This window comes from Mesorhizobium sangaii, from assembly GCF_014207355.1.
GTDB classification, from domain to species: Bacteria; Pseudomonadota; Alphaproteobacteria; order Rhizobiales; family Rhizobiaceae; genus Mesorhizobium; species Mesorhizobium sangaii.
On the sequence record NZ_JACHEF010000004.1, the window covers coordinates 113,412 to 139,674 of the forward strand.

Here is a 26,263-nt window from a genome sequence, read left to right on the forward strand (position 1 = left end):
CGGTCTTGCCCGGTACCAGTGGCGCCGCCCGTGGCGATTCGGCCAAGCGCAAGGGGAGCGCAACGGCGGCGCCTGCGGAGTTGAGGCCGATTTGACCTACAGTGATCGTGCATCCGCCTTGTTTCCTGTAATCTGTAGAAATGGTGGAAGCTTTCCGATAGGCGGGAATTTGAAAGGGCACAGAGGTGCTGGGCTACATTCGTGACAACATCTTCCTCATTATTGCGTTCGCGACCGGATTTGGGATCGCCGTTTTCAGCGTATTCAAGCCCTGGAAGGGCGGATTGTGGAATTATCCATCCGATCCTGTAGAGCAGAGGAGATCGGCGGTAAGCGTTGTCGCGTCATTTGTTGGGATGCTCTTCATGATGCTGCACATTTACACGCGAAGATAACAACTCGCCTTCCTGCTGAGCAGGCGTCTGGACGCACGGCGTGCGCACCAGGAAGAAAACGCGAAGGCGAACAACGGCAGCGATTGCGTGGTCTTCAAAACGCAAAAAACCGCCCCGCGTTAGACCGGGACGGTAATTGATTTATGATGAAATTGGTTGCGGGGACACGCAACGAACGATACTTTTAGTGGACCCCTTCGAGCACGGGTCCCGATCGAGCAGGAACACTGTCAACCCACAACTCTTGAAAGCTCCTGAAAGCCTCAAAGGAGGACTACAGACTGTCTCGGTTCAGGCAAGGACAAAGCCGGCCAAAAGGACCGCAAAAACAAGCGACAGAGGGACGGCAAGAAGCCAGCGAGCCTCCAGAATGCTGTTGTGCTGATTATCCACTACGGGAGCTAGTACCAGCGTCCGCGACCGTAAAAACCGCCACCGCCCAGCACAATAACAATAAGAACTATGACCAGAATTGTGGTGATATCCATGTGTGCCTCCTGAGCGCGCCCGACCGCGTTCGCCGTTCGCCCTCGTGCCCTGTAGGGCAGGAATCGTTCCTGCCACTTCAACATCCATCAACGTTTAGCATGGCATTCTTGTTCCAATGGACTCAGGCATGACCAGCCCAACGGAAGTGCTGGCCTCTCACCTCTCCTGGAAAGGTTTCAGAAACCATGTCCGGGTTCACCAAGGAACCAACCGGCCTGACGATTTCTTTAGCTGCATGAAAAAACCTGGCACGCCCGGAACGGAAGATCACGATCACACCGGTTCAGCCCCTACGCCGCCCGAATTGCCATCCCAACATCAGGATGCTGAAGGCGATTTCGGCGGTCGATTTGGATATGGGCATCCCGCTCACAGGCCGGATCCTTTTGCCACATACACGTTCTCGGCCGGGGCTGTTCGTCCTCTGCCGGTCGATAGCAAGAAAAGGTGGCGCTGACCGCTGTGCAAAAACCCTATGAAACAGCCTATTTCGCCAGGAAGCACGGGATCACACAGGCCCAGGCACGACGGATCACCAAGGACTTCGGCCCTTCACGTGTCAGGTGCGACACAGCCGCCCAGGATCTGAACTTGGCCCTGACAGGGCTCATCGCCTTGCTTGAGCGTCGGCAGCATCTGTGTCTTCGATACCGAAGGAATAGTTGATCCTGGACGCGGACTACCAAAGCCGATGCACTGGTCTTGGCACAATCAGCGAAGCCACTTCCTGAACCTCGCGGCTTTATTCCGCACGAACGCAGCAACTGCCGCATCACACGTCCTTCGCGATGGTCCATTCGCGGCGATGATAAACTTGGCGTCTCTCAGCGTGAGGGCGTACTTCTTTGCAAAGTAGATCGCTCCATAAGGCTCGTCTTGGGGCATGCCCCCGTTCGTATGGGCCATTTGTGCCTCGCATGACCGACAGTCTGGCTCGACTTCGGCCTCTTTCCGCCCGCCCAGTCTGGTACAGAAACCTTCGACGACAGGCGACGGTTCCGATCAGATGTGGAACCTCCGACCGCAGCCAAGGTTAGCACCTTGATGTTCGAAGGTTTTCGACTTGAGACAATCCGGCTGCCCGAGGCAACGCTTCGGGTCAGGCACGGCGGTTCAGGACCGCCGGTCCTGCTTCTGCATGGCCACCCTCGCACGCATGCGACGTGGCACCGTGTTGCGCCGCTTCTCGTCGAAAACCATACGGTGGTGTGCCCTGACCTGCGCGGTTTCGGGCACTCTTCGATTCCCGAGGATAGCCACGATCACGCGGGGTCATCCAAGCGGGCGAAAGCGAGAGACTGTGTCGCGCTTATGCGCCATCTGGGTTTTGACCGCTTTGCCGTCGCTGGGCACGATCGGGGAAGCTATACCGCTTTCCGGATGGCGATGGATCATCCGGACGCAGCAACGCATCTCATCATTCTGGACGGCGTTCCCATCCTGGAAGCGCTCGAACGATGCGACGCCCGCTTCGCTACCGAGTGGTGGCACTGGTTCTTCTTCGCCCAGCCTGACAAGCCGGAACAGGCGATCATGGCCAACCCGCAAGCCTGGTACGGCGGCTCAGCAGACCAGATGGGCGCGTTGGCGTTTGAGGACTACAGGACGGCAATTCTCGACGCTCGTGTCGTCCATGGGATGATCGAGGATTATAGAGCCGGCCTCTCGATCGACCATCTGCACGACGCGGATGACCGAACGGCAGGCCGACGGGTCCAATGTCCCACCATGGTTCTATGGTCGATGCGTGATGATCTGGAACGGCTTTATGGGGACGTTCTCGGCGTATGGCGACCGTGGACGACAAGCTTGCAGGGGAAAGGCATCGCCAGCGGACACCATATGGCTGAAGAGGCGCCAGAAGCGCTCGCGGCAGAAATCCTGGCTTTCTTGACTACCATCTAGCCCCGCGCCTGAGGTCCATCCGCCAGGCGCGATGGACAGCCGCCAACAAAAGTCCCCCGTTCCCTCGGTCAACTGGAAAGCAGGCGTTCGAGTGTGGCGGTCAGTTCGTCAAAGCTGAACGGTTTTCGAAGGACCGCACGGTTGCTGAAACCCTCGCGCATGTCGCGACCACTGTTGCCGGTCGAGTAGATGAACGGCACACCGCGCTCGGCAAGCGCGTCGGCCACGGTATTGCTGTCCCCGCCGTCCAGATTCATGTCCAGCATGGCGGCATCGAAAACCTGCGCTTCGATCAGGGCGATCGCCTTTTCGATCGTAGCGGCCGAGGTCACTGACTGGCATCCAAGATCGCCCAGCATGTCCTCAATCATCATCAGGACCAGAATTTCATCCTCGACAACGAGGAAGCGCCGGCCAGAAAGCAGTTTATCCATCGCGAATTCCCGGTACCGGAACGTTCATCGTGCAGATCAACCCGTCCGGGCGATAGTCAAGTTGCACAGTGCCTTCGAGTTCGTGGGTCAGGCCGCGCTCGATCACGCGCGAGCCGAATCCCTGTCGTGACGGTGGCGTAACAGGTGGTCCGTCCTTCTCTTGCCAGGACAGGATCAGCCGGCGGCCCTCCGAGGTCGGCTCGATCCTCCAGTCGATCCGGATCGAGCCCTTGTCGTTGGAAAACGCACCGTATTTCACCGCGTTGGTCGCGAGTTCGTTGAACGCGATGCCAAGCGCCAGCGCCGCCTTTGTCGAAAGGCGGATATTCTCCCCGGCAATCACCAGTCGCTCGGCCCGCCCATCGGTGACGCCGAACGGTTCCAGGGCATCGTGCAGCACGTCGAGCAGTCCGGCGCTGTGCCAATTTTCACGGGTCAGCAAATTGTGCGACCGGGAGAGCGCAAACAGCCGGGACTCGACGGCTTCGCGGATCGCTTTCGGATCGGAATTGGCTCGTGAGGCCTGCCAGACGATCGACTGCACTGTTGCCAGCGTGTTCTTCACGCGATGGTTCAGTTCGTCGATGAGCATTTTGGATTGCGCCTGCTCTTCCTTGTGTCTGGTGAGATCGACGAAGGAGGCAAAATACTGAACCACGTCGCCGCTCTTGTCCTGGACAGGACTGGCAAAAAGACCCGCCCAGAACTCGGTGCCATCCTTGCGCCGGTAAAGGATTTCCGCACCCGACTCCGCATTGGCTTCGAACTCGACCTTGATGCGTTTCAGGGCTCGGGTGTCGGCACCGTTCGCCATCAGGAAATTGAAGGGCTGACCCAAAACCTCATCCCTGGCGTATCCGGTCAGGGCGAGAAACGCGTCATTGGCAAAGATGATGGGATTGCCGGGCTCTTTCGCATCGGTGAAAACCATGGCCATTCGTGTTGTCTCAGCGGCAACCACGAACGGGCCAAGGCCGTCCTGAAAGCCCTCGACTTCGGCTTCGGCGTCCTTCTGCTCTTCGGACTTGGCGACTACGCTGGACATGTGCTTGACCGGTGGGCGTCCGCTATGTCGGTGACCGTCATCACTCATCTCCCATGGAGGGGCGAAAGCGTGATCGTTCTTTCAATCGCCAGCGCCCACTCACAGGCTGGTGACACCTGCTTTGTACGCTTCCGACTGTCGATTAGCGAGTCATTCCACGCCCACTGTATTGGGCGCAGATACGCTAAAATCCTTGCGAGAACGGTTGTTTGGGGCCGGCGTTCCTTGACTGCTGCGGACCGCGTCAACCGGGCGTGGCGGTACGGTGAACAGGATGGTTTTCCCGGTTTCATATCCTGACCACGAATGGCAAAAGCGCCTATCCCGCCCGGTCTGCCCACGGGGTTGTCAGTAGCCCGCCATAAGTCAACGAAATCAAAGCGATGCACCGAGGTTCGCCAGATAGGATTGGCTAACCGAGAACCTGAAGGCCTCTAACCTATTGATAAATAAAGATAATGGTGGTCCCGGAGGGCGTCTGCCGAAACGACAACGAGCTCGAAGTGTCCTTTTGAGCTGAGCTGATCCACAAGGTTTTCCAATGGTGCATTTTCGCTCTGGCCGAGATGCTGTCTTCCGTCAATCGTGGTCTCAATAAAATCAGTCACACTGACCTCCTACCAGCCTGTCAGGACAACGAAGTCACAGGCTCGACAGACGGTCCAGACCGTGGCGTCCTGCTGTCTTCGGCCATCACCAACAGCGCTTCAAGGGTCACTGCAATGCCCGACATCAGCGCGGAGATATCGGTGTTGCCGCCGGGCAAGGCGAGTTCATCCGCCCTGGTTTGCATGCTGGTGCTGAGTTCCTTCAATTTCAGGCGCAGATCGTCGTCCATGACTTTCCTCCGTTAGCTGGAGGCCTAACGTGTCTATGAAGGGGAAGTTGCCCCGCACGCGTCTAAAAGACTGATTTTAGCCGTTTAGGTCCTTGGTTTTCACAAGGACCTTCCTTGGCTTCCCGTAAAGCGCGTGTAGCTTGTCCGCGACCTCCATAACCGGAGTAAAAGCTGCATTGAAGATCGACATGGTGTCGCCGCCTGTAAGGCCGTTACAAGAAGCGTAGTCCTCCAAGGCTTCTTGCGAAACGGTCAAGGTGAACGTGCCACCATCTTGGTCCCAGACTAGAACCTCTACACCGCCGGCATTTATGTAGGGTTCATTCTTGCGCCTATGATCCAGCAGGGTAGCACCATACTGCGCCCACAGCTGCTCACAGTCGTTTGCCCTCAGGCTTGGCGTACCCGGTTTGCCATAGAATACCATCGCTGCCCGGACGTCATATCCAAGCACCGCTGCATTGGCGACGAACTGGATGGCGTTCCCGAGGCGAGTGGTGCCGAGCTTGACTTCCGTTTTGCTCGCGAGGTCAATCACACCAATGATTTCGGCTTCGTTATTCCTGGCAGCCAACACCGCGCATACAGCCGCGAGCATATGACCCTCCGCTAATATCTTATCCTCCAGGAGCCGGCTTGTTCCTCGCCGCGACTAGCCGACTTCAAACCAACACGGACAGCCGGCCCAAGCGAGGCCGCTGATGCCGTCGAGGAGAGAGAATGCCAGCACTTGTTAAAAAAATACCAAAAACCTGAAAGGCCCTGGTCCACCGGCCCAAAGGGATGCCGAACAAGACCACTGCGCTGCCGCCCCGACTGCCAAGAGAGTTGCGTCTCTCAATAGCCCCTGTGCGCGCTACTTCTTTCGCGCAGGCAGGTCGGCATATATTTTCTCTCGATCACCCTGATGCTTTTTCACCAGGGCAAGAGCCTGCTCACGATCGAGAAGCCCGAGCTTCATGATGAACGTCAATTCATGCTTGGGCAAAGCCGTATAGGGCAGCTGAGCTCGTACACCGAGCTCTCGCCTGCCACCGAAGGTTTGTTCCTCTGACAGGAGCTATGGACTCGCACCCTGTGTGGTCAACGCTGACCTCCATCTCAAGACCCCATGGTTGGCATTTGCCGCGAGACGATAAGCTTCATCGCGCGGCAGTCCGATCAAGGTTCGACCCGCGAATTCGGCCGGCAGACCGAAAATCTCATCGAACACCGCCCACGTTCCTGACGGTTCCTGTACAACTCTGAACCTCATCCATCGCTCCCCCGCAATCGGCTCAGTGCTGTAACGTCGGATCATATTCGGTGGTTTGATATGGCAGGGCATTTTCCCCTTCGAACAGGATGTCTTTCCTGCGAGCGAAGGCGACAAACACCCCACGAGCTGTCTCGGCGTCGACGTCACCGGTCAGCGCTGCTTTACAGGCGCGTATCGCGGCCCTTTGCTCAGGACTGTTTCCGCACCATTCCGTGACGAACTGATATGCATCGGCCACGGTGTTGAGTTGACGAGGGAAGCCAAGACCGACCCATACGCGGACGGGCTTTTCAAAAGGCTTCGCAAGCATAGTGACCTCCTTAGCTTTTGGCCGGCAATCCGGCTTCAGTTTGATGAATGGCCGCAACGCGGCGTGAAAAGAAATTTGTGAAGCGCTGGCATTTTTTCAAGGGGCTTCGCGCCACGATTCGGAGCGGTTATCGGTGGGCGTTTCCAACCGCTAATTCCTCTGGGGAGTTGAGGTCCTTGGCCGCCAGATACATGACGGCTGCGGCTGCTTGTCTACGCTCCCAACCGGGCGCTTCGATCTCCAGATCATCCTTCGCGGTGCTGCCTTAATGCTCCGCAACGTCGCTGGCGTGCCACTGGAGCCGACAACAGAGGATGTGCTGAAGTCCAGAGCTGCCGAGATGGGAATCGGTAAGTCAGATCTCATTCAGATCGAGTGGCTGGAAACGAACGCCTATCTGCCGGTCCAGATGATCGATGAGGAAAGCGAGACAGACGCGAGCGCTTAGGCGGACTTCCGCCGTGTGATCGCGGAAGCCCAACCCGGCCGGCGCTTTCAGGCAACCTGAGGATGTCGCCGGCCCTACTCAATTGACTCGAAGTGGGACTGTGCTCGCCTTCGACGTTCAACCCAGATTTAGCCGCCCATCATCTTTGCCATAGCGCAGAAATCTGCATGCGACTTGTTGAGTGTGGTGTCGCCGCAGTCCTTCAACACCGCCTTCTGTTCGTCGGGTTTCATGGCCATCCATGCGGTCTTGAAATCCTTTTCCGCCTTCAAAGTTTTCATGCCGGCATCGGTGAAGAACGGCGACATCTTTGCCGGGTCGTCGAGTGCGGATGTGTCGCCGGCAAGAGCCGAACCAGACATCATTGCAAGCGCCATCGCGCCCATTGCGAGCATCTTGATGTTCATTGTTTCCTCCGTAGTTAGGTCATTGACCTTCCGGAAAAACGTCATCAGCTGAACTCGGTTCCCAGCGCCTGCGTCTTATGTTCCGCCCGATCAGGCTCAAGCTCCCACAGAGGCGCGCCGGGCATCATCCGAAAGGTTGTATTCCGACAACTCTAGCGAAGCGCTATGCTCACTTCTCGGCGCCGCTTCCCTTCGCGACGTTCACGGAGCTCGTAATCCCACCTATCGCTCGGGGATGCGTGCTGGCACCGGATCGAGGAGTGTAGTCTCATCGGTCTGTTGGGTCGCATTTGCTGCAGGCAGTGCACCTTCAGGCGTCAGCTTGTCGACTGCTTCGGGCAAATCTTTCGTGATCCTGGCAATCAACTCATCGCGCGACAGACCGGTCTGCATCGAAAGGGAAGTGAGGGTGTCCTCGCCTATTGCCGTCTCCACATCTTTCGGTTCAATCGGCTCGTTGGCTCCGGTACCAACCCACGAATCCACCTTCGATCCCACTCCTGCATTTCTAAAGCGGTCAAGGACGTCTCCAAGCGCCGTTCCGGACACACCCTTAGACAGCTGATCCAGGAGCCCGCCCTGCGGATCGTTGGGATCGCGATTTCCTGCGCCGCGGATCAAGTCGCCGATCTTGTCTCGATTTTGGTAGGCGAGAACGCCAAGCATGGCGACAGCCAGTCTTCCCAGATTTGCCATTGTTTTCCTCCCTTGGGTCACAAAGGAGAAGGTTCAGTGCTCATAAAGGTTCCACTCTGTTCGATCCCGGTAGACTTTTGACATGTGCTTCGCGCTAGCCCGTCTCTTCCCGGAAATCCTGCAGCGAGACATGACGCAGATACCTGCTCGCCGCGTAGATGCTTCACACGGCCGATCAGGCCCGGCTTGACCCACTGCGTCGCCGGTGCTTCATGCCTTTAGGTGTCATGCCAGCGTGGTCCTGAACGCGGGACCCGAGCCGTTCGCGCATCTCCCGGTTCAAGGTGATGAACGCAGAGCCGACATAGCGGCCGGTGCCCCGCTCTGCCATCAGGGCGAAGGCTGGCTTGTCTGTCTCTCGCTCGACGCCGAGCAGAAGGTACTTTTTCGTCGGAGCGTCAGCCGGGTTGACAAATGTGATGCCGCCGGGGGAGCTCACCTGAACGTCAATGACCCCTCCTTCGTCTCCAGTCCACACGTAGTGCTTGCCGCCCGGCTGCAGCACGAAAAAGGATCCAGGCTTGAGCCAGGGGCCTATCGTGTCGGCCTTATCGCCAAACCCGAACCCGATTGGCCGCTGATCAGCCACACGGCCTCGGCATTAGGATGACTGTGCGGAGGCACAACGTAGTGGGGCGGGAATTTCACTCGGGCAACGCTCCAATCGCCGGACATCGCCAGAAGAGCGACTTTGGCGCCGGGCGGAAGGTCGGGAATGTCGACCCACTTCAGGTCAGCACTGTCGGTGTTTAGGACAGCGGTCGACTTCACACCTTCCTGGTCCGCCGCCGCGAATGCACAACCTCCAAATGCAAAGACTGCCGCACCTGTGAGACCTAGGGCAAGGAGCATTGATCGGCCATTAGAACGTGGTGAACCTCTCAACATGTTATCCATCGCATCCTCCCATATTCGTCACGCAGCTTAAATGTGCGCAACGGGTTACATTAGCAGAAATGCATTTACTTGCGGCGCAAGTGAACCTTCAAAAGGCGGTGACTATCACATCGCCTAGGGGTCCCGCGCGTCCCTCCCTGACCCTAGACTGCCGCACCATCAGCGAGGGTACGAAACGCTTGAACTGGACGCGTGAAGCCGTCGTGTTAAGCTATTGGCACGATACAGGAGGCCTTCGAATGCCGACCGACAGCGGAGCCTATCCGGCGTTGACCGTGGCAGAACTCGCTGATCCGCAACGAGCCATTTCCGCAGCGATCGAACTTTACGGGGACCAAGCGAAGACGGCAGCGGCTTGCTGCGCCTTGGAGGCGCACTTTGCTGGACGGGAAGCCACTACCGCTTCTGGTTTGGCGTCTTCAAGGAGCTGGACGCGGGAAAAACGGAAGCCCGCCACTGAGGAAGAAATCGATGCTCGCTAAGAGAACCGCGATTGCTCTGCTCTCCTGCCTGGCCATTTCGGGCTGCGGTATGGCCAAAGCTGCGAGGGAAACCGGGCAGACGTTCGACAAGTATGGATGCCTTGCTCGTGACTTCAAAGGCCAGCCCCCCTGCGAACCTGACAATGCCGCAGCGCCCTGACGCTCGAGTCAAAAAGCCCGCCAGTTTTCGCCGGCGGGCCAGTGGAGTGCTGGGATCAACCAGCATAGGTCAGCGAGCGGCGGAGGGGGTTGGTTGCGGATCGACCATTTTAGAGAAATTGAACATTCGAAAACGGCCTATGATCTGCCAGCCGGCAAACCCACCCTCTTTGCCGGTCAGGCCTGGCGGTCAGTCCCCGAGCCCCCCGCTATGGCCACCGGACCACGCGCTACGACGCTGCCTTGAGCGCGCCGTCCGGTACTGTTCCGGCTCGCAAGCGGATTGGCGTTCACCCAGACGCGAACCATTCAGACTTCCTGCCAGAACTACACCGCGCGCCGCAGCTCTCCGTTCTCCGATCAACAATGGGCCAGTGGCAAAAAATCGGATCTGGCCAGCACCCCAGCTATCCTGGCAAAGCTGACAAATGCCCGTCGCGCCTGTTCGGTTGTCATTTGCCCGGCGATTGCGGCGTTGCAGCTCCTCACCGCGCAGCTGTATACCGGTCCCCGACGGGCCTTCGGCCATTGATTCAAGAATGCGAGCGCCTCCCGCACCGAGTTGATGTCGTGTCCCACGTCATTGGTCTTAACCTGCACGGGGGCAAGAAAAGCCAGACTGGTCATTTGTTACCTCCTTGGGGTTGCAAGGTTGATTCAGCATCCCATGACGGCTCTTTCGTTTGAGGCTGTTGGACGTCATTTGACCGTCCTCGTATCTGCGAGGACCGGGGGCTCGACGAGCCCCGGCCCTCCTTCGCCACCGTCATTTGCTGCCATTGATTGCAATGCGCTTGGCATTTGCCTGCGCCTTTTTGGTCTTCGGCAGTGTCACGGTGAGCACACCGTTCCTGAACGTGGCCGCCACCTTGTCGTCTTCAACCTCACGGCCGAGACTGAAGCGCCGCTCAAAGCGTCCATAATAGCGCTCGCTGAACTGGCGGTCCTTGTCCTCGGTCTCTGCTTTCTTCTCGCCGCGAAGCGTCAGAACGCCATCATCCAGCATGACCTCGACGTCGTTTTCATCGAGGCCCGGGATTTCGGCCGTCACCCGGATTTCCTTATCGGTTTCCGAGAACTCCACGCTTGGCCAAGTGCCGTTGAGAGGGGGCACGCGGCCCAGAACCGAAGGCGTCTCAAAACCGCGGAACACCTCGTCGAATAGCCGGTTGACATTGCGGTGCAACGACAGGAACGGATCCATGTCGTCACTGCGATAAATGCTCGGTGCCTGGCCGCCGCCACGGCTCCAAGGAATCAAGTCACGTACGTTCATTTGTCCTTCTCCTTTTTTTATGGGTCGCACCCGGACCCCACCCATGACAGGACGGGATGTCTGCTGCAGGCCGACCGCCAAAGATCAGGCCGCCGCGCTTTCAATCCGCTTGGAGGCCGCCTTCTTGTCGGTCTCGACATTAATCGCGATGCGGCGCGGCTTCATCTCCTCGGGAATTTCCTTCTTGAGGTCGATGATCAGCAGACCGTTTTCGAGCTTTGCCCCGACAATGGTCACATGATCGGCCAGTTCGAAGCGGCGCGCGAACGACCTCAGCGCCAAGCCATGATGGAGGTACTGAACCTCGTCGTTCTCTGTCTTGGCGCCCTCGATCACGAGCATATTTGGCTCCTGCGTGATCGTAAGCTCGTCTTCACCAAAACCGGCGACCGCAAGGACAATGCGGTAGGTGTCTTCGCCGAGCTTGGCGATATCGTAGGGCGGCCAGTTGTCCGCGTTCTGTGGGGGGCCGGCGTTTTCGAGCAGGTTGAAGATGCGATCAAAGCCGATGCTTGACCGATAGAAGGGGGAAAAGTCCAGGTTCGTTCTCATAACTACATCCTCCTTAGAGCAACATAGATACGAGGGAACGCCAAGAAGCATGGCGCTCCCTGACACATCGGGCCCTTACGTGGCGACCGACGAGAATGAATTGGGAATTGACTTCCGCGGCGTCAAGAGGGTCCGCCAAGGCAGTTTCGCGACCGCCTTCAAATGGCTGGTGGCAAGCGTTCCATCGAATACCCATCTGCTTCGCTGGTATTCGAACGGAGGAAAAGGATGACCATGACACGCCAAGACGTTGTCTCGGTCCTCGGATCCATAGACGACGTGACGATTGCGGAGATCATCGCGTCCGGTGCCTCGCTCGAGGAATTGAGAGAGGCGTGGGCCTGGGCCTTTGGTGACGAGGCGCTGATGAGCCAGGGCGACCGCTGCCGGGAACACGGGTGGCAGCGCTAATTGACCTTATCGAGCCCGATGACGAAGGCGACCTGGCAGATCCGGCCCAGGTGCATCCGGGCGATGCGTGAAGATGCCGCCGGCGGCTTGCCATTCAGGCAGACGCGCTTAATCGCGCGATCCGCTTGGTAGTTTGTCTGTGCTGACGGCACCTATATGAACAGACAACGAAAAAGGACTCGGCTTTCCGCTCCCCATGCCCCGGTGACGAACCGCTTTGATGCTGCGGCGGTAGATTGCCGCCGCAGTACTAACCCTGACTATCTAAAGATGGTCTACTTTGCTGATCTTCGGCCCTGTCATCCAGTGCGGCGCTGCGGGCAGATCCTCGATGACGGCGACCCTGCGTGCCCAGGTCGTAAAGGCCCTGTTCGCCGCCTCGACAGGCTTCCGGCCATCGTACGCGGAGTAGCATGCATCCAACGCCGCAGCGTGGAGGAGGCCGCGCCTTTCAATCGGCCATTCTTCCAGAAACTCTATCGCATCCATGACACAGCCGATCTTTTGGACAACATGGCCCTCATCTCTTACGAAAACCGGTTGTTTGAACGTCGCGCTTTCCATAGTGACCTCCCTTCAAATCATGGGGCAACTGGATCCTGCCTCACCGTGCGCGGCTCCTACAAACGAGGCCGGCGAGCTTGGCGAACGCCGCGGCAAACCGCGGCGGAAACGGGATTTCAAAGAGCATCGTTTCCATGCGATCCTTCCACTCCTGCTCAACTCGACATCCGGCAAGCCGCGCTGGACACATAAAAAGATTGGAAACGCCTCTTTTCAATTCAAGGGGAGCGGACCCGACGCCGGCAAATGAATTGTGAAGATGCCGTCTTACGCGGGCTCGCAGCACCCGGTGGTTTTCGCAGCGAAGGCATGGGTCAACGGCGCAAGCAGGGGCGATCGAGAGGATGTTCATCGACAAGGTTCGTTCCACAATGGTCTCCGCTTCCTAACAATCTCCTTGGCATCTTTGGTGTTGCCGTGCCCCTTTCGGGACTCAACTGCAAAAAATTCGTGGAGTTCGGACCGAATCTCAAGACCTGAAAATCGCCCGCCCTGGCAAAAATAGCTCCATAAATTCATGTCGCTAGCACTCTGAAATGCCGAGTGCCCGAGGAGAAGACGGCCGGCGGCATCATTATTCCCGACACTGCCAAGGAGAAGCCGCAGGAGGGCGAAGTCATCGCCGTCGGCCCGGGCGCGCGCGACGAAAGTGGCAAGCTCACGCCGCTCGACGTCAAGGTCGGCGACCGCATCTTGTTCGGCAAATGGTCCGGCACTGAGATCAAGCTCAACAGCGAAGACCTGCTCGTCATGAAGGTAAGCGACGTAATGGGCGTGATCGAACAGGCCGCGCAGGTGAAGAAGGCCGCCTGACGGCTTTTTCGAAATCCAATCAATGATGCGTAGATTAAGGAGTGATCCAATGGCTGCCAAAGAGGTGAAATTTCATACCGAAGCGCGCGAGAAGATGCTGCGCGGCGTCAACATCCTCGCCGACGCGGTGAAGGTCACGCTCGGGCCCAAGGGCCGCAACGTCGTCATCGACAAGTCCTTCGGCGCCCCGCGCATCACCAAGGACGGCGTCACCGTCGCCAAGGAAATCGAGCTCGAGGACAAGTTCGAGAACATGGGCGCTCAGATGGTGCGCGAGGTTGCCTCGAAGACCAGCGATATCGCCGGTGACGGGACGACGACCGCAACGGTGCTCGCTCAGGCGATCGTCAAGGAAGGTGCGAAGGCCGTTGCTTCGGGGATGAACCCGATGGACCTGAAGCGCGGCATCGACAAGGCCGTCGAGGCGATTGTCCAGGAGTTGAAGACCAACGCCCGTAAGGTGACCAAAAATGACGAGATCGCCCAGGTCGGCACCATCTCGGCCAATGGAGATGTCGAAATCGGCCGCTTCCTCGCCGAGGCGATGCAGAAGGTCGGCAATGAGGGCGTGATTACGGTCGAAGAAGCCAAGACCGCAGAGACTGAACTGGAAGTCGTGGAGGGCATGCAGTTCGACCGTGGCTATCTCAGCCCCTACTTCATCACCAACCAGGACAAGATGCGCGTCGAGCTCGAGGAGCCTTACGTACTGATCCACGAAAAGAAGCTCTCCAATCTGCAGGCGCTGCTTCCGGTTCTGGAGGCCGTGGTGCAGTCGTCGAAGCCGCTGCTGATCATCGCCGAGGACGTCGAGGGCGAGGCACTGGCCACGCTGGTCGTCAACAAGCTGCGTGGCGGGCTGAAGGTTGCCGCTGTCAAGGCGCCGGGTTTTGGCGACCGCCGCAAAGCAATGCTGGAAGACATCGCCATTCTCACCGGCGGCACCGCGATCTCGGAGGATCTCGGCATCAAGCTGGAGAACGTCACGCTGGCGATGCTCGGCCGCGCCAGGAAGGTGGAGGTTGAGAAGGAGAACACCACGATCGTCGACGGCGCCGGTCGCAAGGACGAGATCCAGGGACGCATCAGCCAGATCAAGGCGCAGATCGAGGAAACCACCTCCGACTACGACCGCGAGAAGCTGCAGGAGCGGCTTGCCAAGCTCGCCGGCGGTGTCGCCGTCATCCGCGTCGGCGGCTCAACCGAGCTCGAGGTCAAGGAGCGCAAGGACCGCGTCGACGATGCCATGCACGCGACGCGCGCAGCGGTCGAGGAAGGCGTGTTACCAGGTGGCGGCGTAGCGCTTCTGCGCGCGGCTACGGCACTGGACAGCGTGCAGGCCGAGAATGAGGACCAGAAGCACGGTATCGAGATCGTGCGCCGCGCGATCGAGGCGCCCGTGCGCCAGATCGCTGAGAACGCCGGCGCGGAAGGTTCGATCATCGTCGGCAAGCTCCGCGAGAAACCGGAATTCGGCTGGGGCTGGAACGCACAGACCAATGCGTTCGGCGACCTCTACAACGAGGGCGTCATCGATCCGGTGAAGGTGGTGCGGACCGCGCTCCAGGATGCGGCATCGGTTGCCGGCCTGCTGGTGACCACCGAGGCGATGGTTGCCGAGAAGCCGAAGAAGGAACCTGCCGTTCCAGCAATGCCGGGTGGCGGCATGGACTTCTGAGGAAACGGGAGTTCGACAGGCAGCTGGCCGAACCGAGAGGTAACTTTCTGCGTCACATTAGTTGCATCTAACACGCCGCGCATAGCGCTCGATGAGGGGAAGCCGAGCAGGATCGGAACTTCACCTTCTGCACCAGGTTCCACCCTCGGGAACAAAAAAGCCCGCCACCTTTCGGCAGCGGGCAAGGTTATGGAGTGCTGGGATCAACCAGCACAGGATCAACGAGCGGCGGAGCGGGTGGTTGCGCTCTTTGTTGACCGGCATGTTACATCAGCAACATATCTCACGCGCTCACGGCATGTTAAGCGAATGACAAGGACGCGGTGTGGTCGTACGGGTGGTGGGGACATCACTCGGCCGATCCAGGCTCAGGCGGCTACCGCGTCCGAAGTCATTTCTTCCGCCACGGACAGGCGGCACCACTGTGGGGCGGACCTGCCGTTTACTCCGATGGAAACAGTCCGTAACAAGACAGCACCGGGTCAGCCGGGCGTCGTCTTCATTTAAAGTTGACCGGGCGAACGGTTTCCGGTTTTGCCGAGGAAGGGGTCGCCGCGGCATGGCGTAAATCGTCGTCGCCGCGCAGGTGCTTTATTCAACCCGGCTTCACCTCCTCGATCCGCACCGATCTCCTTGAAGCGCGCGGCGATGGTTCAGCAGCGCGCAGCTGTCTTTTCCATCTGGCCCGGGGCGGCACTCTTCGCGTCGACTGTCGCCTGACCAGGCACCGAAGACTGTGCACTGCCGGTCTGCTGGCCGGTGGCACAATCTTTTGCCGCATTCGGTTTCGACGTGCCGCCCGTTATGGTGGGGTCAAGCTTCATGCCGCCGGCCGCACCATAATTCGTTCTGATACCGTATTTGTGTTGAACGGGCGTGGCGGCGTGTGACAACGACAGGCCAGCCGACAAGGCGATTACAACTGATGTGAACATAAGCCGTTGCATGATATTTCTCCCGGTTTGAGCGCGTGCGGCTTGGGGTGTTGGTTTGCCCCTGCTGACTAAAAACTATTAGCTGTCTCTAATGTTCCTTTCCTCGCGTGCGTTTTGCTCATTCTTCCCCGAAATCCTGCACCGACGCATGGCGCAGCTTTAGCTCGCCGCGCAGGAACTTCACGCGAGCCTTGATACCGGGCCCGACCCATTCGACATCCGGGGTGACCACCGCCTTCGGCAAGCCTCCGGCGGCCCGCCCTTGGCCTGCTGCACCCGCTTCCACAACCGATCCTTGATCGCGCTGTTTGTGGCGATGACGGCCTTGCCCACATACTTGCCGTTCATCGCGAACAGCCCCTCGGTCTGCTTACCGGCTTGGCGCTTGACGCCGATCAGATCCAAATCGGCGACGTCCCAGCATTTCGTCTTCACCCAGGAATCGAAGGGACCGCTGCGATAGGGGCTGTTGCGCCGCTTCGACACCATGCCTTCCAGGCCCATACGCTCGACACCGCCGAAGAACTCGGCCCCGCCTTCAACATGCTGGCTGTACAGGATGATGCCTTCTGCCGGCTTCACCAGGTCCCACAGGAGGGCTTTGCGCTCGATCGCCCGCCGCGACCGCAGATCCTGGCCGTTCTTATGGAGGATATCGAAGGCGACGAAGGCCAGTTGCTCGGCATTCCAGGCCATGCGCGAATGCATCACCGAGCTGCCGAAGACCAACTAAGTCCTCGACTAAAAATCGAGACCCATCATGGAGGCAAGGGGCATTCCTCCATGACCGGTGATTTATGCGCGCCCGGGCAAACAAGATGGATTCGCTCGCTCTATCATTCAGCGCGAGGCCAAACGCGACGCAATGAAGCAACGAACTGTCGTGTGACTCGTCAAGGGATCAGATCGAGCCGGAACAAATCGTGGCCGACGCCACATACCCAAGCCCGTAATGGGCCCAAAACGTTTTGGGCCCAGGCCACTTTTTATCAATAAAATCAATGGTCATGGTGGGCCCGGAGGGACTCGAACCCCCAACCAAGCGGTTATGAGCCGCCGGCTCTAACCATTGAGCTACAGGCCCCACGCGGGCTGGATTAATGTTTTTCGCATCGCGGCACAAGGCTTTCCCGTCGGGCTTCCGCGGATCGCCCAAATCAACCCATAATCGCGCTCTACGCGACCTCTGCGACTTTGATCGCGGACCAAGGAGATTTTCATGACCAGACACCTTTTGCCTCTCGCGCTCGCCGCTGCAATCGCTTTTCCGGCGATGGCTGGAGCCACCGATTTGCCGACGCCGCCCCGCATCGTCGTGTCAGGCGAAGGCGAAGCAACCGTAGCCCCCGATCTGGCGATCCTGACGCTCAGCGTCATGCGCGAAGCCAAGACCGCGCGCGCGGCGCTCGACGCCAACAACGACGCCATGGCCGCGGTGATCGCAGCCATGAAATCGGCAGGCATCAAGGACCGCGACCTGCAGACCGCCGGCATCCAGATAAACCCGCGCTACAACTACACCAACAAGCCGGACGGCAGCCAGGAAGCCGAACTCGTCGCCTATCAGGTGACCAACACGCTGTCAGTGCGGGTGCGCGATGTCGACAAGACGGGCGAGATTCTGGACAAGGCGGTGTCGCTCGGCGTCAACCAGGGCGGCGGCATCGCCTTCACCAATGACAACCCCGCAGCGACCGTCACCGAGGCCCGCAAGAAGGCGGTGGCCAACGCCGTGGCCAAGGCCAAGACGCTTGCCGAGGCCGCCGGCGTCAGTCTCGGTCGGGTGCTCGAGATCACCGACCAGAACATCGCGCCGACGCCAATGCCGATCAACGCCAAGGCCTTCGATGCCGCGGCGGGTGCCGCGGCTCCGGTGCAGGCCGGCGAGAATTCGTACAACGTCCAGGTCACCGTCACCTTCGAATTGAAGTAGGCGCCTGACGATCCGTGGCTGGGGCTTGCTCGGCCATGGATCGAGCCTTCAGCCAACACCGTGCATGAAAAACCCCGCGGGATTGCTCCCGCGGGGTTTTTTCGAGCCACGCCCTTCCAGCAGGAAAGGGGCTCCGCTACTCCTAACCGATCTTCGCAGAAGATCATGCTGCCCGGCTAACCCTCGCAGAGGGTCATGCCGCCAGGCTGATCTTCAAAGGACACCAGCCCTTGTATTCAAGCCGAACCCGGCTTCAGCGATAAATGACCGGGCAGCCGCGGTCGTTGGCGAACACGACGACAACACGGTCCCCGTACTGGCGGCCCATCACCTTCACCGTACGACGGCCGACGTCGAGGATGCGGACGCGGTGGAGACCCATGCGTTCGGCCTTGTCGAGCGCGCGGTCCGGCGAACAGCCACGACGCCATTCGCCGCGGCGTTCATCACCCCAGCCGCGGCGTTCATCGCCCCAGCCGCGACGTTCATCACGGCGATGGCGATAGCCGTCGTCGCCGGCATAGACGCCGAACCGCGTGTCGCTGTTGTTGCCGAAGCCGAGATAGAGGCTGTCGGCATGGGCCGGGATGGCGGCCAGCGTGCCGAGACCGACCAGAGCCGAAAGGGCTGCCGTCTTGATCGTGTTGAACATTGTCTTCTCTCCTTGTTGCGGGCTTTCGCCCGTCCTCGTGAACCGATGAGGGGAGAATGCACTTGCCTGTCTGAACTCATTGCGAACCGGCCGTTCATCTCCGGTTCATGTCGCGGAAAGGGAATTCGCCGCCTCGTCGCGGCGCGAGCCATAGGGCTCGTCGTCTCGACGCGAGCCCTATGGCTCGTCGGCCAGCAGGTAATCAAAATAGTCTTCCGGCTCGGCAAGATCGGTCTCGCTTGCCTTGACCCGCCCGCGCATCGACATGCCGGCTTCATGCACGGTCTCGGCGCTGCCCGACACCAGCCGGTGCCACCAGTAGAGGTCATGGCCCTCGGCCACCAGCCGGTACGCGCAGGTGCTGGGCAACCAGCTGATGGTGCGAACGTTCTGCGGCGTCAGCCCGACGCAGTCGGGAACGCGCGCCAGCCGGTTGGCGTAGTCCGAGCAGCGGCAGCTCTGCGCGTCGAACAGCCGGCACCCGACACTGGTCCAGTAGATCTCGCCGGTGTCCTCGTCCTCGAGTTTTGACAGGCAGCATTTGCCGCAGCCGTCGCACAGCGACTCCCACTCGGCCGGGCTCATCGCCTCCAGCGCCTTGGTTTTCCAGAATGGCGTTTCCATTCCCGGCATGTGGCCCCGGCCGCCGGCAAGGTCAAGCGCGGCAGCGGCCGGAATGCGACGGTCGCCAGGTGAATGACACGAAGTTGCCTTCAAAAGGCCGGCCAATCGCCCCGTACGGCGTCTATCGCAACCAAACTGGAACCAATCGGCCCAAGATCGGTTTCGACAAGGATGGGACCCCACAAGGAGAGTTTTCGATGAAACGCCAACCACGGATTCTGGCAGGCACCGCACTTGGCCTGCTGATGGCATCCGCGCCGTTGGGCGCGTTCCCGCTTCAGGGAAGTGCCGCCTTCGGCCCCGCCCAGCACACGTCAGCCGCGTTCATTTTGGCGCAGGCAGCGTGCGCCGAGGGCGAATCGGCCGAAGCCTGTGCGCAGAAGCAGCCAAAACAAAGGGAACGGAAGAAGGCCGAGCCTGAGCAGCAGGCGGCGCCCGCCGCCCAGAGCGAGCAGCCCGCGGAGCAGCAGCAGCCGCGCAAGAAGCGTGAGAAGCAACAGCAGACGGAGGCCGCCCCTGCCGAGCAGGCCGCTCCGGCTGTCGAAGAGCAGCAGCCTCGGAGGAAGAAGCGCGAACAGCAGCAGCAGCAGACTGAGCAGGCGCCAGCCGAGCAAGCCGCTCCAGCCGCCGAAGCGCAGCAGCCGCGCAAGAAGAAGCGCGAACAGCAGCAGCAGACTGAGCAGGCGCCGGCCGAAGCGGCACCCGCCGAACAGGCCGCTCCAGCCGCCGAGGCGCAGCAGCCGCGCAAGAAAAAGCGCGAACAGCAGCAGCAGACCGAGCAGGCGCCAGCCGAAGCGGCTCCTGCCGGCCAGGCAGAACCGGCCAACGACAACCAGCAGACCGAGCAAGCCAAGCCGCGCAAGAAGCATAAGCAGGATCAGCAGGCCGAGCCGACCACGGTAGCGCCGGCCGTCGAGCCCGCGCAGAAGCCTGAGAAGCAGAAGAAGCCTGTCGAAGCTGCCAAACCGGCCGTCGTGCCGGAAGCCGCCCCGGCACCGACCGGGGAGCAAGCTCCGGCCGAAGTGGCGAAGCCCAAGGTCGAACCGGCTCCTGCCGGCGAACAGCCTGCTGCACAGGGCGAGCAGCCTCAGGACAAGACCAAAAAGCACGGCAGGAAACCGGTTGGCGAGCAGCCGGTAACCGGCGAGCAGCCTGCCACGGGCGAGCAGCCTGTCACGGGCCAACAACCGGCCAATGGCGAAAAGCCTGCCGTAGCCGAGCAGCCGGCCAATGGCGGCAAGGCGGCGCCTGTTCAGGGCGAAGCGCCTGCCGATCCGAACGCAGCTCCCATACTGGACAGCCAGAAGGATGCCGAGCGCAAGGGCGGCAAGGAGCAGGGCCGCAGGAAGCCCGCCAACCAGAACGGCCAGCAGAATGGCGAGCAGCAGAATGGTGGGCAGAACGCCCAGCAAGGTGGCGATCAGGGCCGGAAGCCCGTGGTCGCGCCTGTCGATCAGGGCCCACCGCCCACCGACGACAAGGCCGCCCAGCAGGAGATCAAGCCCGAAAAAATCGTCCCGGTGACGGAGGAAAAAGGCACGCGTGTCGATCGTGCGCCCGACGAGAACATCCGCGACCGCCGCCGCCCCAAGGGCGTCGACGTGCTCAAGGAAATCGGCGACCGCGTCATCATCCAGCTCAACGACCAGACGATTGTCCAGAGCAATGACGGTCCGCGCATGAACCGCGGCGCCAAGGATGTCTACTACGAGGATCTGCCGCAAGGCCGCATACGCGAGACGGTCCAGCGCAGCAATGGCGTCCAGATCGTCACCATCCGCAACCGCTACGGCGATGTCATCCAGCGTTCGCGCATTACCCCCGACGGCCGCGAATATGTGCTGAGCTATGTCGACGAGCAGGACTATCAGGATGAGGGCGACTGGCGCGATCCCGGCGACGACTTGCCGCCGATGCGACTGACCATCCCGCGGCGGGAGTACATTCTCGATTCCGAGGACGTCGAGAGCCCGGACGACTACTACACCTTCCTCGAGCAGCCGCCTGTCGAGAAGGTCCAGCGCCTCTATTCGATCGACGAGGTCAAGCGTTCGGCCCGGGTGCGCGACATTGCACGCCGCGTCGACCTCGACACTCTGAACTTCGAATTCGGCTCGGCCACGATCTCCGACACCGAGGTGCAGAAGCTCGAGGGTGTCGCCGGCGCCATGGACAAGCTGCTGAAGAAGAACCCGGCCGAGACCTTCCTGATCGAAGGCCATACGGATGCCGTTGGCACGCCGGAGGCCAACCTCGCTTTGTCGGACCGCCGCGCCGAAGCGGTGGCGGAGGCTCTCACCAATGCCTTCGGCATTCCGCCGGAGAACCTGACGACGCAGGGCTATGGCGAGGAGTACCTGAAGGTCAACACGGCCGCGCCCAACCGCGAGAACCGGCGCGTCGCCATTCGCCGCATCACCTCGTTGGTGGCGCCGGTCGCCAGCAACAATTAGGTCATGATTTCAAAACCATGACCTGGTTTGCGGACTCTACACGAAAAGCAACCATCCCTGGTCCTGCCGGGGATGGTTCGGCGTGCCAGGTTCAACAAGAGTTGTACCGGCATTAGAGCCTGCTCATTGAATCGCGAGGGCATCCACCCCAGATTCTGGACTGGGCGTTCCCTGCCCCGTCCCGACTCCAGCGGGACGCATTGAGCCCCGCCGGTCCCTCGCCGGCGGGGTTTTTTGTCTTGCAAACAGGGGCGACCTGACCGAAATACGAGCCACCCACCCTGCGGTCCGCTATCCCAAGGGAACCAACCGGAACCATTTTATGAAGCGTCTCGAACTCGCCATCGAATCGATCATCCTTGCTTCGCGATGGCTGCTGGTCGTCTTCTATCTCGGGCTTGGCGTGGCGCTGGCGATCTACGCGCTGTCCTTCGGCAAGAAGCTCTACGAGTTCGTCACCGTGGCGTTCACGCTTGGCGACACCGACACGATCCTGAAGATGCTGGGACTGATCGATGCCGCACTGGTCGCCTCGCTGGTGGTGATGGTCATCATCTCGGGCTACGAGAACTTCGTCAGCCGCTTCGACGATGAAGACGGCGGTGTGCATTGGCTGGGCACGATCGATGTCGGTTCGCTGAAGGTCAAGGTTGCCTCGACCATCGTCGCCATCTCCTCCATCCATCTCTTGCAGGTGTTCCTCAACTCGTCTTCCTATTCGACCGACCAGTTGATGTGGCTGACCATCATCCACCTCGCCTTCGTCGCCTCGGCCTTCATGCTCGCCTATATCGATCGGCTGATGGGCCTGAGCAAAGGCAAGAAGGACGAGGCATGAGGTGGCGCCTGCCGGCGTTGAATCAATCCGGCAGGTTCGGCACCCTATCGCCTTGCATGAGCAGGATTTGCCGCGGCTCTAGGATTGGCGGCCGGCGGCCTCAAGCCTCTAATAGATCCGCTTGATCTTCGTGTCCGTGCGCGCAAACACCTCGTCCGGCACGAAAAAGTCGCCGGCCAGCGGTCCGGTCGCGCCTGGCGCATAGATGGACAAAACGCTGACGCCCTCCGCGCGCAGCACCTCCTCGTCGATATAGAAATTGCCGGTTGCCTCGCGTGACGGCCGCATGAAGATCGCATGCGCGGCATCGGCCATGATGTCGGGCGAACGGCTCATCGCCGCCACCGTCGCGCCGCCGAGCAGATTGCGCACCGCCGCCGTGTCGATGGTCGAAATCGGCCACAGCGAATTGACCGCGATGCCGTCCCTGGCGAACTCGGCGCTCATGCCCAGCGTGCACATCGACATGCCGAACTTGGCCATCGTGTAGGCGACGTGGTTCTTGAACCATTTGGCCTTCATATCGAGCGGCGGCGCCAGATTCAAAATGTGAGGATTATTGGCCAACTTCAGGTGCGGAATGCACATTTTGGAGACGAGGAAGGTGCCGCGCGTGTTGATCTGGTGCATCAGATCGTAGCGCTTCATGTCGGTCTCCAGCGTGCCGGTGAGCTGGATGGCGCTGGCATTGTTGACGCAGATGTCGATGCCGCCGAACTTTTCCACGGTCCTTGAAACCGCCTCGGCAACCTGCGCTTCCTCGCGGATGTCGCACAGCACGGGCAGAGCCTTGCCGCCGGCCTTCTCGATCTCCTGCGCCGCCGTGTAAATCGTGCCCGGCAGCTTCGGATGCGGCTCGGCGGTCTTGGCGGCGATCGTCACATTGGCGCCGTCACGCGCGGCGCGCAGCGCAATCGCCAGCCCGATGCCGCGCGACCCGCCGGAGATGAACAGCGTCTTTCCCTTCAGCGACATTTCCTTGCGCCTCCCTTGCAACATGGCAGGCGCGAACCTTTGCGCGGCAGGCGACTGCAGCGCAAGGCCCGAGGCGCTGGATGCCGAGTTACGCTGCGTAGGGTTTATGACTAGACCAGCACCAGCCCCTGGCGCATCGCGATGGCGATCGCATCGGTCCGGTTGGCGGCACCCAGCTTGATCAGGATCGCGGCGACATGGAACTTCGCCGTGTGCACCGAAATATTCAGCCGCCGCGCGATCACCTTGTTGGGTGCGCCCTCGGCCAGCAGCGCCAGCACTTCCGCCTCGCGCGGCGACAGCGCAGGGCGGGCGACGTGCTCATCGGAGGCCTCGTCGTCAAACGGCTCGCCATCGCCTGCATGGAAACCCTCATGGCGCCCGCTTCTGCCATCGCCCGATACGCGATAGCCGGCCGCCGCCAGCCGCGCCGCCGCCGCGATCAGCAAATCGTCCGCGCCCGCAGGCAGCACGGCCAACACCTCGCCGGCAGGCCGCTCGGCGCGGCCCGACAGCAGCACCCGTGGCGTGGAGGCCGGCACGGCATCACCGCTGCTGTCGTCAACGATGGCGACATCTGCCGTGCCGCCGCCGGCCACGACCGGCAGCAGGTCGTCGCTGGCAGCAAGCGACGCAGCCAGGCGCTCGGCACGCCCTGCGTCTCGAAGCGCAATCAGCACCACCAGCCGCCGCGAGGCGGCGCCGTCATGCATGATCCCGTCGCTGGTGAGCGTGTCCATCACTCCTCTCAGGAAAGCGGCTTTTCGCCGATCGTCAGCGCGACATCACGCTGTTCGCCGCCGCGCACGACACCGAGTGTCACCGCAACGCCGGCGCTGTCAGGGCCGAGCCTGCGGATCAGGTCGCGCGGACCATGCACCGCCTCGCCATTCCATGCCACGATGATGTCGCCGAGCGAAAGACCGGCGGCCTTGGCCGGGCCCTCGTCATCGAGGCTCATCACCATCGCGCCATGCGCGTCGCGGTCGCGCACCGGGTGCAGCCCGGCGCCGAGATAGCCGCGCGCGACATGACCCTTTTCACGCAAGGTCGCCACCGCCCGCTCGATAGTCTCGTAAGGCATCACCAGTGCCCGGTGGCGCGGCCCGAACAACAGCATGCCGATCAGCGCGCCCTTGGCGTCGAGCACCGGGCCGCCTTCGAAACGGCCGCCGGCACCGACGGCCAGATTGATGCGTCGGTCGATGGTGCCGCCGCGCATCGAGCGCCATGCCGGGCCGACCTCGCCGACCGAGCCCGACACGGCCAGCGCCGAACCCTGGCTGTTGCCGATGGCGATGGCGATGTTGCCGGGCCGTACCGCATCCGCCTTGGTAAGTGCAGGCGCTGTGCCCGCATCGGCCGGCTTCAGCAGGGCGACGCCGGTCGATGGATCGCGGCCGACCAGTTCGGCCTTCACCGTCTCGCCAGAGGCCAGCGTCAGCTCGATCTCCTCGCCAGCCTCGACGGCTTCCTCGGCGGTGACGAAATAACCGTCGCGCCAATGGAAGGCGCTTGCCGTGCGATGATGATGCGTGGCGAAACTCGCCGTAGCCGGAGCCACCTTGGCGGCGAGATCGGCGATGGCCTGGGAAAACGCGCTCAGATTGAAATCGGTCATATTGGTCTCCTGGGTTTCTTTATGCCCCAGATATCGCTCGGCAGCGCGCTTGGAGGTACTCGCCTGACGGCTAGTTGCTGGTTTGACTGGCCATCTGGTCAGGTCGCGGCGGTTCCAGCCGCTCCGCACATATAGTGCGTGTCGCCCAAAAGTGCTCAACGGTTTTGGGACAACGACGCGCACAGGAAAAAACCGCGTTACAACTGAAAACACGGAGCCCACCAATGGCCCTCGCCGCTGCCAAATTCCAAACCGACGATACGCTGCTCGATGCCTATTCGACGACGGTTGCCGACGCCGTCGACCGCATCGGCCCCGCCGTCTGCCGTATCGAGCGCATTGGCGGTCAGGGCGGCCATGGTTCCGGCTTCGTCATCGCGCCGGACGGGTTGGTCGTCACCAATTTCCATGTCGTCGGCGACGCCAAGACAGTGCGCGTCTCGATGCCGGACGGCGCCTCCCGCGAGGGCCGCGTGCTTGGCCGCGACCCCGACACCGACATCGCGCTGGTACGCGCCGACGGCAGCTTTGCCGATGTCGCCCCCCTTGGCGATTCCAAGCGGCTGCGGCGCGGCCAGATCGCCATTGCCATCGGCAATCCGCTCGGCTTCGAATGGACCGTCACTTCGGGCGTCGTCTCGGCGCTCGGCCGCTCGATGCGCGCCTCCACCGGGCGGCTGATCGACGACGTCATCCAGACCGACGCAGCGCTCAACCCCGGCAATTCCGGCGGGCCGCTGGTGTCGTCGGCCGGCGAGGTCATCGGCGTCAACACCGCCATGATCCATGGCGCGCAAGGCATTGCTTTCGCCGTCGCCTCCAACACCGCCAATTTCGTCATCTCGGAGATCATCCGCTTCGGCCGCGTGCGCCGCGCCTTCATCGGCGTTTCGGCCGACACGACGAACCTGCCGCGCCGCGCAGCCCTCTTGTCGCAAGTCTCGACCAGCACGGCTGTGCGGCTGCGCAGCGTCGAGAAGAATGGCCCGGCGGCGAAGGCGGGCCTGAAGGAAGGCGATATCATCGCCGCCATCGACGGCCGCCCGGTCACCGGCGTCGACGATTTGGTGCGCCTGCTCGATGCAGAGCGCATCGGCCGCGAGACACTGTGCACCGTCGTGCGCCGCACCGGCGTCAGCCAAGTGACGGTGACGCCGGTGGCACGCAGCTGAGGT

30 protein-coding genes and 1 tRNA gene are annotated in these 26,263 nt (G+C 61.0%); 11 read left to right on the top strand and 20 right to left on the bottom strand.

Features of this window, described 5'->3' with window-relative positions; genetic code table 11:
* The first annotated feature begins 1,011 nt into the window (after nt 1–1,011).
* Complete coding sequence (locus HNQ71_RS20625) at nt 1,012–1,341, top strand: hypothetical protein (RefSeq protein WP_184874504.1); 330 nt, start codon at nt 1,012–1,014, stop codon at nt 1,339–1,341.
* Between the two features lie 587 nt (nt 1,342–1,928).
* Complete coding sequence (locus tag HNQ71_RS20630; RefSeq protein ID WP_184874505.1) at nt 1,929–2,789, top strand: alpha/beta hydrolase; 861 nt, start codon at nt 1,929–1,931, stop codon at nt 2,787–2,789.
* A gap of 68 nt (nt 2,790–2,857) precedes the next feature.
* Here HNQ71_RS20630 and HNQ71_RS20635 read toward each other — a convergent pair whose 3' ends face one another.
* The 5 genes from HNQ71_RS20635 to HNQ71_RS20655 form a co-directional block, all read right to left on the bottom strand.
* Nucleotides 2,858–3,223: a response regulator gene (locus tag HNQ71_RS20635; RefSeq protein WP_184874506.1), complete on the bottom strand. Its 366-nt coding sequence runs from the start codon at nt 3,221–3,223 to the stop codon at nt 2,858–2,860.
* Nucleotides 3,216–4,268 (bottom strand): HWE histidine kinase domain-containing protein, encoded by a 1,053-nt coding sequence (locus HNQ71_RS20640; RefSeq protein ID WP_184874507.1) that lies wholly within the window; start codon nt 4,266–4,268, stop codon nt 3,216–3,218. Before HNQ71_RS20640 ends, HNQ71_RS20635 begins: the two co-directional genes overlap by 8 nt.
* Before the next feature lie 628 nt (nt 4,269–4,896).
* Complete coding sequence (locus tag HNQ71_RS20645; RefSeq protein WP_184874508.1) at nt 4,897–5,106, bottom strand: hypothetical protein; 210 nt, start codon at nt 5,104–5,106, stop codon at nt 4,897–4,899.
* A 76-nt stretch (nt 5,107–5,182) separates the two neighbouring features.
* Nucleotides 5,183–5,704, bottom strand: a complete 522-nt coding sequence (locus tag HNQ71_RS20650; protein WP_184874509.1) for a hypothetical protein — start codon at nt 5,702–5,704, stop codon at nt 5,183–5,185.
* A 679-nt stretch (nt 5,705–6,383) separates the two neighbouring features.
* A complete protein-coding gene (locus HNQ71_RS20655; protein WP_184874510.1) occupies nt 6,384–6,674 on the bottom strand; it encodes a DUF982 domain-containing protein in 291 nt (96 codons plus the stop codon).
* Nucleotides 6,675–6,882: 208 nt separating this feature from the next.
* Here HNQ71_RS20655 and HNQ71_RS20660 point away from each other — a divergent pair, with 208 nt between their 5' ends.
* The gene (locus HNQ71_RS20660; RefSeq protein WP_246461731.1) at nt 6,883–7,122 is read left to right on the top strand and encodes a hypothetical protein; all 240 of its coding nucleotides are present in this window, start codon (nt 6,883–6,885) and stop codon (nt 7,120–7,122) included.
* 128 nt (nt 7,123–7,250) lie between these two features.
* Here the strand turns inward: HNQ71_RS20660 and HNQ71_RS20665 are convergent, their stop codons facing one another.
* The 3 genes from HNQ71_RS20665 to HNQ71_RS34950 form a co-directional block, all read right to left on the bottom strand.
* On the bottom strand, nt 7,251–7,529 hold the full coding sequence (locus HNQ71_RS20665) for a hypothetical protein (protein ID WP_184874511.1): 279 nt from the start codon (nt 7,527–7,529) through the stop codon (nt 7,251–7,253).
* A gap of 222 nt (nt 7,530–7,751) precedes the next feature.
* Nucleotides 7,752–8,225, bottom strand: a complete 474-nt coding sequence (locus HNQ71_RS20670) for a YidB family protein (RefSeq protein WP_184874512.1) — start codon at nt 8,223–8,225, stop codon at nt 7,752–7,754.
* 175 nt (nt 8,226–8,400) lie between these two features.
* Nucleotides 8,401–8,814: a cupin domain-containing protein gene (locus HNQ71_RS34950; protein ID WP_246461733.1), complete on the bottom strand. Its 414-nt coding sequence runs from the start codon at nt 8,812–8,814 to the stop codon at nt 8,401–8,403.
* 547 nt (nt 8,815–9,361) lie between these two features.
* Here HNQ71_RS34950 and HNQ71_RS20680 point away from each other — a divergent pair.
* Nucleotides 9,362–9,604, top strand: coding sequence for a hypothetical protein (locus HNQ71_RS20680; RefSeq protein ID WP_184874513.1), 243 nt, complete (start codon nt 9,362–9,364; stop codon nt 9,602–9,604).
* Between the two features lie 519 nt (nt 9,605–10,123).
* On the opposite strand, the gene HNQ71_RS20685 is transcribed toward HNQ71_RS20680, so the two are convergent.
* The 3 genes from HNQ71_RS20685 to HNQ71_RS20695 all read right to left on the bottom strand — a co-directional run bounded on the left by HNQ71_RS20685 (nt 10,124) and on the right by HNQ71_RS20695 (nt 11,591).
* A complete protein-coding gene (locus HNQ71_RS20685) occupies nt 10,124–10,390 on the bottom strand; it encodes a DUF982 domain-containing protein (RefSeq protein ID WP_184874514.1) in 267 nt (88 codons plus the stop codon).
* A gap of 139 nt (nt 10,391–10,529) precedes the next feature.
* On the bottom strand, nt 10,530–11,039 hold the full coding sequence (locus HNQ71_RS20690) for an Hsp20/alpha crystallin family protein (protein ID WP_184874515.1): 510 nt from the start codon (nt 11,037–11,039) through the stop codon (nt 10,530–10,532).
* 84 nt (nt 11,040–11,123) lie between these two features.
* A complete protein-coding gene (locus HNQ71_RS20695; RefSeq protein WP_184874861.1) occupies nt 11,124–11,591 on the bottom strand; it encodes an Hsp20 family protein in 468 nt (155 codons plus the stop codon).
* 234 nt (nt 11,592–11,825) lie between these two features.
* Here HNQ71_RS20695 and HNQ71_RS20700 point away from each other — a divergent pair, with 234 nt between their 5' ends.
* On the top strand, nt 11,826–12,002 hold the full coding sequence (locus HNQ71_RS20700) for a hypothetical protein (RefSeq protein ID WP_343068201.1): 177 nt from the start codon (nt 11,826–11,828) through the stop codon (nt 12,000–12,002).
* A gap of 264 nt (nt 12,003–12,266) precedes the next feature.
* Here the strand turns inward: HNQ71_RS20700 and HNQ71_RS20705 are convergent, their stop codons facing one another.
* On the bottom strand, nt 12,267–12,566 hold the full coding sequence (locus HNQ71_RS20705) for a DUF982 domain-containing protein (RefSeq protein ID WP_184874516.1): 300 nt from the start codon (nt 12,564–12,566) through the stop codon (nt 12,267–12,269).
* 543 nt (nt 12,567–13,109) lie between these two features.
* Here HNQ71_RS20705 and HNQ71_RS20710 point away from each other — a divergent pair.
* Together HNQ71_RS20710 and groL are read left to right on the top strand one after the other, a co-directional pair.
* A complete protein-coding gene (locus HNQ71_RS20710) occupies nt 13,110–13,379 on the top strand; it encodes a co-chaperone GroES (RefSeq protein ID WP_343068202.1) in 270 nt (89 codons plus the stop codon).
* Between the two features lie 49 nt (nt 13,380–13,428).
* Complete coding sequence (groL, locus tag HNQ71_RS20715) at nt 13,429–15,057, top strand: chaperonin GroEL (protein WP_184874517.1); 1,629 nt, start codon at nt 13,429–13,431, stop codon at nt 15,055–15,057.
* A gap of 653 nt (nt 15,058–15,710) precedes the next feature.
* Here groL and HNQ71_RS20720 read toward each other — a convergent pair.
* From HNQ71_RS20720 to HNQ71_RS20730, 3 genes are all read right to left on the bottom strand, one after another.
* Nucleotides 15,711–16,004, bottom strand: a complete 294-nt coding sequence (locus HNQ71_RS20720; RefSeq protein ID WP_184874518.1) for a hypothetical protein — start codon at nt 16,002–16,004, stop codon at nt 15,711–15,713.
* A gap of 168 nt (nt 16,005–16,172) precedes the next feature.
* Nucleotides 16,173–16,721, bottom strand: a complete 549-nt coding sequence (locus HNQ71_RS20725) for an ATP-dependent DNA ligase (protein ID WP_246461735.1) — start codon at nt 16,719–16,721, stop codon at nt 16,173–16,175.
* 279 nt (nt 16,722–17,000) lie between these two features.
* A tRNA-Ile gene (locus tag HNQ71_RS20730) sits at nt 17,001–17,076 on the bottom strand.
* 135 nt (nt 17,077–17,211) lie between these two features.
* Between HNQ71_RS20730 and HNQ71_RS20735 the strand changes: the two genes are divergently transcribed.
* A complete protein-coding gene (locus HNQ71_RS20735) occupies nt 17,212–17,925 on the top strand; it encodes an SIMPL domain-containing protein (protein WP_184874519.1) in 714 nt (237 codons plus the stop codon).
* 253 nt (nt 17,926–18,178) lie between these two features.
* On the opposite strand, the gene HNQ71_RS20740 is transcribed toward HNQ71_RS20735, so the two are convergent.
* Both HNQ71_RS20740 and HNQ71_RS20745 read right to left on the bottom strand, forming a co-directional pair.
* On the bottom strand, nt 18,179–18,577 hold the full coding sequence (locus HNQ71_RS20740; protein WP_184874520.1) for a hypothetical protein: 399 nt from the start codon (nt 18,575–18,577) through the stop codon (nt 18,179–18,181).
* Between the two features lie 177 nt (nt 18,578–18,754).
* Complete coding sequence (locus tag HNQ71_RS20745; protein WP_184874863.1) at nt 18,755–19,201, bottom strand: YcgN family cysteine cluster protein; 447 nt, start codon at nt 19,199–19,201, stop codon at nt 18,755–18,757.
* Between the two features lie 197 nt (nt 19,202–19,398).
* Between HNQ71_RS20745 and HNQ71_RS20750 the strand changes: the two genes are divergently transcribed.
* Nucleotides 19,399–21,654 carry an OmpA family protein gene (locus HNQ71_RS20750; RefSeq protein WP_184874521.1) on the top strand — a complete coding sequence of 752 codons (2,256 nt, stop codon included), beginning with the start codon at nt 19,399–19,401 and terminating at the stop codon, nt 21,652–21,654.
* 322 nt (nt 21,655–21,976) lie between these two features.
* A complete protein-coding gene (locus HNQ71_RS20755; RefSeq protein ID WP_184874522.1) occupies nt 21,977–22,492 on the top strand; it encodes a TIGR00645 family protein in 516 nt (171 codons plus the stop codon).
* 108 nt (nt 22,493–22,600) lie between these two features.
* Here HNQ71_RS20755 and HNQ71_RS20760 read toward each other — a convergent pair whose 3' ends face one another.
* The 3 genes from HNQ71_RS20760 to HNQ71_RS20770 form a co-directional block, all read right to left on the bottom strand.
* On the bottom strand, nt 22,601–23,467 hold the full coding sequence (locus tag HNQ71_RS20760; RefSeq protein ID WP_184874523.1) for an SDR family oxidoreductase: 867 nt from the start codon (nt 23,465–23,467) through the stop codon (nt 22,601–22,603).
* Nucleotides 23,468–23,577: 110 nt separating this feature from the next.
* On the bottom strand, nt 23,578–24,207 hold the full coding sequence (locus HNQ71_RS20765) for a helix-turn-helix transcriptional regulator (protein WP_184874524.1): 630 nt from the start codon (nt 24,205–24,207) through the stop codon (nt 23,578–23,580).
* A gap of 8 nt (nt 24,208–24,215) precedes the next feature.
* Nucleotides 24,216–25,088, bottom strand: coding sequence for a S1C family serine protease (locus tag HNQ71_RS20770; protein ID WP_184874525.1), 873 nt, complete (start codon nt 25,086–25,088; stop codon nt 24,216–24,218).
* 224 nt (nt 25,089–25,312) lie between these two features.
* Between HNQ71_RS20770 and HNQ71_RS20775 the strand changes: the two genes are divergently transcribed.
* Entirely contained in the window at nt 25,313–26,260 is a 948-nt protein-coding gene (locus HNQ71_RS20775) for a S1C family serine protease (RefSeq protein ID WP_184874526.1), read from the top strand.
* Nucleotides 26,261–26,263 lie beyond the last annotated feature (3 nt).

Bases quoted from the DNA above. Each gene is read 5' to 3' on its own strand.
- HNQ71_RS20625 (WP_184874504.1), top strand. From the start codon at position 1,012: ATGACCAGCCCAACGGAAGTGCTGGCCTCTCACCTCTCCTGGAAAGGT.
- HNQ71_RS20630 (WP_184874505.1), top strand. From the start codon at position 1,929: ATGTTCGAAGGTTTTCGACTTGAGACAATCCGGCTGCCCGAGGCAACG.
- HNQ71_RS20635 (WP_184874506.1), bottom strand. From the start codon at position 3,223: ATGGATAAACTGCTTTCTGGCCGGCGCTTCCTCGTTGTCGAGGATGAA.
- HNQ71_RS20640 (WP_184874507.1), bottom strand. From the start codon at position 4,268: ATGTCCAGCGTAGTCGCCAAGTCCGAAGAGCAGAAGGACGCCGAAGCC.
- HNQ71_RS20645 (WP_184874508.1), bottom strand. From the start codon at position 5,106: ATGGACGACGATCTGCGCCTGAAATTGAAGGAACTCAGCACCAGCATG.
- HNQ71_RS20650 (WP_184874509.1), bottom strand. From the start codon at position 5,704: ATGCTCGCGGCTGTATGCGCGGTGTTGGCTGCCAGGAATAACGAAGCC.
- HNQ71_RS20655 (WP_184874510.1), bottom strand. From the start codon at position 6,674: ATGCTTGCGAAGCCTTTTGAAAAGCCCGTCCGCGTATGGGTCGGTCTT.
- HNQ71_RS20665 (WP_184874511.1), bottom strand. From the start codon at position 7,529: ATGAACATCAAGATGCTCGCAATGGGCGCGATGGCGCTTGCAATGATG.
- HNQ71_RS20670 (WP_184874512.1), bottom strand. From the start codon at position 8,225: ATGGCAAATCTGGGAAGACTGGCTGTCGCCATGCTTGGCGTTCTCGCC.
- HNQ71_RS20680 (WP_184874513.1), top strand. From the start codon at position 9,362: ATGCCGACCGACAGCGGAGCCTATCCGGCGTTGACCGTGGCAGAACTC.
- HNQ71_RS20685 (WP_184874514.1), bottom strand. From the start codon at position 10,390: ATGACCAGTCTGGCTTTTCTTGCCCCCGTGCAGGTTAAGACCAATGAC.
- HNQ71_RS20690 (WP_184874515.1), bottom strand. From the start codon at position 11,039: ATGAACGTACGTGACTTGATTCCTTGGAGCCGTGGCGGCGGCCAGGCA.
- HNQ71_RS20695 (WP_184874861.1), bottom strand. From the start codon at position 11,591: ATGAGAACGAACCTGGACTTTTCCCCCTTCTATCGGTCAAGCATCGGC.
- HNQ71_RS20700 (WP_343068201.1), top strand. From the start codon at position 11,826: ATGACACGCCAAGACGTTGTCTCGGTCCTCGGATCCATAGACGACGTG.
- HNQ71_RS20705 (WP_184874516.1), bottom strand. From the start codon at position 12,566: ATGGAAAGCGCGACGTTCAAACAACCGGTTTTCGTAAGAGATGAGGGC.
- groL (WP_184874517.1), top strand. From the start codon at position 13,429: ATGGCTGCCAAAGAGGTGAAATTTCATACCGAAGCGCGCGAGAAGATG.
- HNQ71_RS20720 (WP_184874518.1), bottom strand. From the start codon at position 16,004: ATGCAACGGCTTATGTTCACATCAGTTGTAATCGCCTTGTCGGCTGGC.
- HNQ71_RS20735 (WP_184874519.1), top strand. From the start codon at position 17,212: ATGACCAGACACCTTTTGCCTCTCGCGCTCGCCGCTGCAATCGCTTTT.
- HNQ71_RS20740 (WP_184874520.1), bottom strand. From the start codon at position 18,577: ATGTTCAACACGATCAAGACGGCAGCCCTTTCGGCTCTGGTCGGTCTC.
- HNQ71_RS20745 (WP_184874863.1), bottom strand. From the start codon at position 19,201: ATGGAAACGCCATTCTGGAAAACCAAGGCGCTGGAGGCGATGAGCCCG.
- HNQ71_RS20750 (WP_184874521.1), top strand. From the start codon at position 19,399: ATGAAACGCCAACCACGGATTCTGGCAGGCACCGCACTTGGCCTGCTG.
- HNQ71_RS20755 (WP_184874522.1), top strand. From the start codon at position 21,977: ATGAAGCGTCTCGAACTCGCCATCGAATCGATCATCCTTGCTTCGCGA.
- HNQ71_RS20760 (WP_184874523.1), bottom strand. From the start codon at position 23,467: ATGTCGCTGAAGGGAAAGACGCTGTTCATCTCCGGCGGGTCGCGCGGC.
- HNQ71_RS20765 (WP_184874524.1), bottom strand. From the start codon at position 24,207: ATGGACACGCTCACCAGCGACGGGATCATGCATGACGGCGCCGCCTCG.
- HNQ71_RS20770 (WP_184874525.1), bottom strand. From the start codon at position 25,088: ATGACCGATTTCAATCTGAGCGCGTTTTCCCAGGCCATCGCCGATCTC.
- HNQ71_RS20775 (WP_184874526.1), top strand. From the start codon at position 25,313: ATGGCCCTCGCCGCTGCCAAATTCCAAACCGACGATACGCTGCTCGAT.